Origin of the sequence: Streptomyces chryseus (assembly GCF_014650755.1) — a bacterium.
GTDB classification, from domain to species: domain Bacteria; phylum Actinomycetota; class Actinomycetes; order Streptomycetales; family Streptomycetaceae; genus Streptomyces; species Streptomyces chryseus.
This window is the reverse complement of the sequence record NZ_BMVO01000008.1, coordinates 229422-235720: the sequence shown is the minus strand read 5'-3', so window position 1 is coordinate 235720 and position 6299 is coordinate 229422. Positions and strand designations below refer to the sequence as shown.

Below are 6299 nucleotides of genomic sequence, written 5' to 3'. Positions count from 1 at the left end.
ACAGCTGGATCTTCGTGCCGTCGGCGCTCCCGCCGCCGCTCACGTCCAGGCACTTGCCGAGCGCCCGCAGCGTTCCGTCGCCGGGCACGCTCCACTGCTGCCCGCCGCCGCTGCCGCAGGTCCACAGCTGGGCCTGCGTACCGTCGGCGGACGCGCCGCCCGCGACATCCAGGCACTTGGCGTTCACTCCCTTCACCTGACCCGTGCGCTCACCGGCGCCCGAGGTGGTGAACCGGAAGTCGTCGACGTCGAACAGCGCGCCGGCCCCGCCCTTGAAGGCCAGGTACAGCGTGGTCGTGCCCGCCGGGCGGTTGGTCAGCGCGGTGCTGACCTCCTGGTACGTCTCCCAGCCGCCCGTCACGGGGACCGTCGCGGTGCCCAGCACGGTGCCCGTGGGGGAGCCGGCCCGCACCTCGATCGTCCCGCCGGCGCCCGCCGAGGCGATCCGCGCGGTGAACCGGGTGGCGTCGTCGAGGGCGTACGGCTTGAAAGAGATCCAGTCGCCGTTGTCGATGTAGCCGACCGTCCTGCCGCCGTGGGCCGGTGTGTGGTTGACGACCTGGACGCCCGAGGAGTCGCCGTAGTGCTCGCCCTGCCGGTGACTGGGCTGGCTGATGTGCTGGGCGTGGGTGGTCAGGGCGGGCTGGCCGTTGGCGCCCTTGTCGGTGTACTCCGCGTCCCACACGCCGAAGATGTTCGCGTTGGGGTCGTGCTCGCCGTCCGCGATGGTCTGGACGGTTCCGGAGCAGCCGGTCGCGGAGGTCTGCGGGTGGCCGTGGCTGTCGTGTCCGACGATGAAGGTGATCTTCACCTTCGAGCAGTCGACGGAGGCGCCCTCCGGGTCGGTCACGGTCACCCGGTACGGGACGGCCGCGCCCGGGTCGATGATGCGCCCGTCCACCGGAAGCTCCAGCCGCACGGTCGGCGCGGTGTTGCCGACGGTGATCCGCACCGACGCGGTGGCGCTCCTGCCGGTGCCGTCGGAGACGGTGAGCTCGGCGGTGTACTGGCCGTTGGCCGTGTACGTGTGGGACGGGTTCGCGGCGGTCGAGGTGCCGCCGTCGCCGAACTTCCACGCGTACGTGAGCGGGTCCCCGTCCGGGTCGGTGCTGCCCGCGGAGGAGAACGCCACCGCCAGCGGCGCCTTCCCGGAGGTGCGGTCTGCCTTGGCCTGGGCGACGGGGGAGCGGCCGCCGGTGACGTGCTCGATGCGGTACAGGGCGGAGTTCGCGTCGCCGTTGAAGTAGCCGGTGCCGTAGTCCAGGACGTACAGGGCGCCGTCGGGGCCGAAGGCCATGTCCATCACCTGGGTGCCGTTCCAGGGGAAGGCGTTGATGGACTGGACCGTGCCATCGGCTCCCTGCGCGATCCGCTTGATCCACTTGCGGCCGAACTCGCCGGCGAAGAAGTTCCCGTCGTAACTCTGCGGGAACTTCACGGCCGAGGTGGAGGAGGCGTCGTACCGGTAGACCGGTCCGCCCATGGGGGACTCGGAGCCGCTGCCGAACTCGGGCACCGAGCCGCCGTCGTACGGGATCCAGGCGGGCTGGGCCGGGGGCAGGTCGGTGAGGCCGGTGTTGCGGGGCGAGGTGTTCTTCGGCGCGGCGCAGTCGAACTTCGCGCCGGAGGTTCCGGTGGCGAAGTCGTAGTCGGTGTACGCGTCGTTCTTGCCGGTGCAGTACGGCCAGCCGTAGTTGCCGGCCTTGGTGACGCGGTTGAACTCGACCTGGCCCGCGGGGCCCCGGGCCGCGCTCGCCGTGCCCGCGTCGGGCCCGTAGTCGCCGACGTAGACCGTTCCGGTTGCCTTGTCGACGCTCATCCGGAACGGGTTGCGAAAGCCCATGGCGTAGATCTCGGGGCGGGTCTTCGCCGTGCCCGGGGCGAAGAGGTTGCCCGCCGGTGTGGAGTACGAGCCGTCCGCGTTCACCTTGATGCGCAGCACCTTGCCGCGCAGGTCGTTGGTGTTTCCGGCCGAACGCTGGGCGTCGTACGCCGGATTGCGGGACGCGCGCTCGTCGATGGGCGTGTAGCCGTCGGAGGCGAAGGGGTTCGAGTCGTCCCCGGTGGTCAGGTACAGGTTGCCCTGCGCGTCGAAGTCGATGTCGCCGCCCACGTGGCAGCAGATTCCGCGCGAGGCCGGTACGTCGAGGATCTTCTTCTCGCTGGTGAGGTTCAGGGTGCCGTCGGCGGCGAGGGAGAACCGGGAGAGGCGGTTCACGCCGTCGAAGGGGGCGAAGTCCGCCGCCGTGCCGTCGCCGGGGGCGTCGCCGCCGGGCGTGCTGAGCTTGGGGGCGTAGTAGAGGTATACGAAGCGGTTGGAGGTGAACCCGGGATCCACGCCGACGCCCTGCAGGCCCTCCTCGTCGTGGCTGTAGACCTCGACCTTGCCGGCGACCTTCGTCGTGCCGGCCACGTGCGTCAGCCGCAGCGTTCCGTCGCGCGAGGTGTGCAGCACCGAGCGGTCGGGGAGGACCGCCATCGTCATGGGCTCACCGGTCTCGGCGACGCCTTTGGCCAGGGTGACCTGCTGGAACTCCTCGGCTGCGGCCGCCGTCACCGTTCCCCGGTCCGTGTCCCGGGAGGTGGCGGAGGCGGGTCCGGCGGGGGCGAGGAAACCGGCGGTGAGCAACGCGGTGAGCAGGAATGCGGGGATATGGCGGAGTCTGAACGGTTTTTTGCGCACAGAAGTCTCCCAAAGGGGGTGGGGGTGCCCGGCGGACCGGGAAATGAGTCCCGCCGGGGGGAGCCAGGCGCGCGCCGTCGCGCCGGAGGGTGCGCCGGACACGTCTCCATGTCCGGTTCGTTGCAAGGAAGTTAGCGGCCCTTGTCCCCGCGCGTAACCCCTTTCGCAGCCGCATTCGCAACTTCTTCCCCGGTGAGGACAAAGCGGCTGGTCTCCCGGGAGCGGGCCGTGCGGAGCCCGGTGACCGGGGCCGGGACGGGGGACCGTACGATCCGGCCATGACGAGCATGATGCTGACCCCGTGGTGGCGACACCGGCGGCCCGCCGCGGCTACGGCCGGCGGAGCGACCGGGTCCGTGGCCCCGACCGCGATCCTCGACTGGCGTCACGAGCGCGTTCAGCGACTGCTCGCCGACGCCCGGTCCACCGCTTCACAGGCCGGTGATCACCCGCTGCTGCTCGCCGCGCACCGCCTGATCAGCGACCGGGTGCACGCGGTCTACGCCCTCGACGACGCGCAGTCCGCCTCCCGGACGCTGGCGCGCCGCCGAGGGTCGTGCAGCCAGCGCCTCGCGGTGCTGGAAGCGGTCGCGCGCGCGGCGGGAATCCCCACCCGCGTACGCGGCCTGCTGATCGACGGCTCGTTCTGGTATCCGCGCTTTCCCCGGCTGCGCCGCCTGGTGCCGGACACGGTCGTGCTGGCCTGGCCGGAGTTCCGGCTCGGGCGGGAGTGGGTCGGTGTGTCCGAGCTCTACGCGCCCCTCGGCGCCCTCGGCCGGGCCAATCCGGCGGGCTTCACGAACACCGGGTCGCAGACGCTCTTCGAGGCCCTGGCCTCCACCGCCGTGGACTGGGACGGCTCGACCTGCGGAGCGGACGGCTGCTCGTCCTTCGACCTGTCGGCGGTGGTGCGCCGGGACCTCGGGCGGTTCTCCTCGCGGGACGAACTCTTCGCGGCCCACGGCCAGACCCTGTGCCCGCCCGCCAGGATCGCCGGGGGCATGGTGCTGGGCCGCCGCTCCGCGGCCTGACGGCCGGCGGGCCTCCGGGTCCGCACATCATGCCGCCCCGGCCGGTTTCCCCTCACCGGCCGAGGCGCCCCCTCGCGTGTGGACCGTACGGTCAGAAGGCGAACAGCGCCCCCTCGGCCAGACCCGCCTCCATCAGGCACGTGTTGCCGAAGGTGGTCGACCAGGAGACCGGCTTGCCCTGCCACACGCCCTGGGCGGTGATCACGACCGGGTCCCACTCGCGGGTACAGATCCGCTGCGGTGACGTGTCGACGAGGCCGGAGAACTCACCGCCGGCTGCCCGCAGTTCGGCGCAGGCGGCCTCGGGTGAGGGGTGGGTGCCGTTGGACGTGGGCGCACAGCTGAGCGTCACGGCTCGCGCGACGGTCGCCGTGCCCGCTTCCTCGCCCGTGCCCACGGTGAGCACTATGGCGGACGGAGCGTAGAGGCTGGTCGTACCGGCCGGCTCCGCGTGCGCGGGGGTCGCGGTGGCGGCGCCCGTGAGGGCGAGGGCCGTGGCCGCGCCGACGGCGCCGAGCGTGTTCCGGATGCGACGCATGAAAGAAACTCCTTTGATTGCGAATGAGTTGCGGAGGTGTTGCGGTGAGGAGTGTTGCTGATGCGGACAGTGAGCGCACACTGATCAGCTCATTCCGGCCGCAAGCGGGGCGAGTGGCATGACCGAATGGTCGTTCGGGCAGCTCGGAGGTGGTGGGCATGTCACCCGGAGGGGTGTCCATCATGTGGACATTCGCCGGTGGTATAACGCAGAACAAACGCCTGAGCTGCGCTTTCTCTGAACTGGTTCACTCGTCACCTACGCCCCTTCGACCGGAAACCATCGCTTCCGGGGGCTGCTCCGTGGCAGACGACAACGTGTGCGGACCACACCCCGCGCCGCTGGTGACGGTGGCGCGGCCCCGTCCTGCGCGGCCTGCCGACGGCCCTACAGTCCGACTCCCGGACGGGGGAGACCCGCTGAAGGAGCCGCCGTGTATACGAACCCGCCACCCCCATCGACGAAGAGACTCCCTGCCGTCGCCGTGCTCCTGGCGCTGCTCGCCACGCTGCTCGGCACCGGCTGGACCGCCTTCGCGCCCACCGCCCGGGCCGCCTCGCTCACCGAGGTCACCGGCTTCGGCACGAACCCCGGCGCGCTGCGCATGTTCCGGTACGTTCCGGACGGGCTGCCGGCCGGGCGTCCCCTCGTCGTGGCGATGCACGGCTGTACGCAGTCGGCCGCCGCCTTCGACGCGGAGACCGGCTGGACGGCCTGGGCCGACCGGTGGGGCTTCGCCCTCCTGCTGCCGCAGCAGCAGTCGGCCAACAACCTCAACTCCTGCTTCAACTGGTTCGAGCCGGCCGACATCCGGCGCGGCTCCGGCGAGGCGCTGTCCATCAAGCAGATGACCGACCGGATGAGGTCGGACCTCGGCAGCGACCCCGCCCGTGTCCACGCCACCGGGCTGTCCGCCGGCGCCGCCATGACCAACGTCGTGCTCGCCGCGTACCCCGACGTCTTCGCCTCCGGAGCGCCGGTCGCCGGCCTCCCGTACGCCTGCGCGACCTCCGTCGCGGCCGCGTACACCTGCATGAGCCCGGGGACCGACCTCTCGCCCTCGGCCTGGGGCGACAAGGTCCGCGCCGCCCACCCCGGTTACACGGGCCCGTGGCCCACCGTCTCCGTCTGGCAGGGCACGAGCGACTCGACCGTCGTCCCCGCCAACATGAGGGAGACGGTCGAGCAGTGGACCGGCGTCCACGGCACGGACACCACGCCCGACGCCACCGACACCGTGGCCGGCTACCCGCACGCCGTGTACCACGACAGCGCCGGACGCCCCGTCGTCGAGACGTACTCCATCACCGGCATGGGCCACGGCCAGCCCGTCGACCCCGGCTCCGGCGCCGAGCAGTGCGGTACCGCCGGCGCGTACATCCTCGACGTGAACCTGTGCGCGTCGTACCGCATCGGCCGGTTCTGGGGTCTCGACGGCGCCGGGACCCCCGGAGGCGGCACCAAGAGCGTCGTGCTGCCGAGCCGGGCGGCGGACGACGGATACGTGAAGGCCTCGGCGACCGGCGGCGGAGCCGCCGTCGGGACGCTGGAGTCCAGCTACGGCGTGGCGGTCGGCAGGGGCGCGGACGGGCTGCACAACCGCGCCCTGCTCTCGTTCGACACCTCGTCGGTCCCGGACGGGGCCACCGTGCGCCGCGCCTTCGTGACCGTGACGCACGCCTCCGGCAGCGGCGACCCCTGGGCGGCCGGAAACCGCATGCTCGTGGACGTCGGTTCCGGCTGCTTCGGCGCCGGCTGCGCGACGGGGGCCGACGACTGGAGCGCCCCCGCCTCGGCGTCCGGGGTGGCGGAGATCGGCCGGTTCACGTCCGGCGCCGCCACGTCGGGCGACTTCACGGCGGTGAACGCCACGGGGACGACCCAGGTGCGCCTGCGCCTGGCCTCCGCCCCCGCCGCCACGGCGTACGTGTTCGTGAAGTCGGGGGCAGCGGCCACGCTCACGGTGGAATGGGAGTGACAGGGCCGGAAGCCCGCACATGACGCGGCGCGGCGCAGTCGACAGACCGCGCCGCGCCACACCGGCACA

The 6299-nt window shown here is 72.1% G+C and carries 4 protein-coding genes; 2 read left to right on the top strand and 2 right to left on the bottom strand.

Annotated elements, in window-relative coordinates:
- A partial coding sequence (locus IE185_RS15850; RefSeq protein WP_373303729.1) for a PQQ-dependent sugar dehydrogenase occupies positions 1–2653 on the bottom strand: 2653 nt, incomplete at its 3' end.
- 308 nt (positions 2654–2961) lie between these two features.
- Here IE185_RS15850 and IE185_RS15845 point away from each other — a divergent pair.
- On the top strand, positions 2962–3714 hold the full coding sequence (locus tag IE185_RS15845) for a transglutaminase domain-containing protein (RefSeq protein WP_138896563.1): 753 nt from the start codon (positions 2962–2964) through the stop codon (positions 3712–3714).
- A 91-nt stretch (positions 3715–3805) separates the two neighbouring features.
- Here the strand turns inward: IE185_RS15845 and IE185_RS15840 are convergent, their stop codons facing one another.
- Positions 3806–4252, bottom strand: coding sequence for a subtilase-type protease inhibitor (locus IE185_RS15840; RefSeq protein ID WP_138896562.1), 447 nt, complete (start codon positions 4250–4252; stop codon positions 3806–3808).
- A gap of 433 nt (positions 4253–4685) precedes the next feature.
- Between IE185_RS15840 and IE185_RS15835 the strand changes: the two genes are divergently transcribed.
- A complete protein-coding gene (locus IE185_RS15835; RefSeq protein ID WP_373303728.1) occupies positions 4686–6230 on the top strand; it encodes an extracellular catalytic domain type 1 short-chain-length polyhydroxyalkanoate depolymerase in 1545 nt (514 codons plus the stop codon).
- Positions 6231–6299 lie beyond the last annotated feature (69 nt).

Excerpts from the sequence above, each read along its gene's own strand:
- IE185_RS15840 (WP_138896562.1), bottom strand. The coding sequence starts at position 4,252 with ATGCGTCGCATCCGGAACACGCTCGGCGCCGTCGGCGCGGCCACGGCC.
- IE185_RS15845 (WP_138896563.1), top strand. The coding sequence starts at position 2,962 with ATGACGAGCATGATGCTGACCCCGTGGTGGCGACACCGGCGGCCCGCC.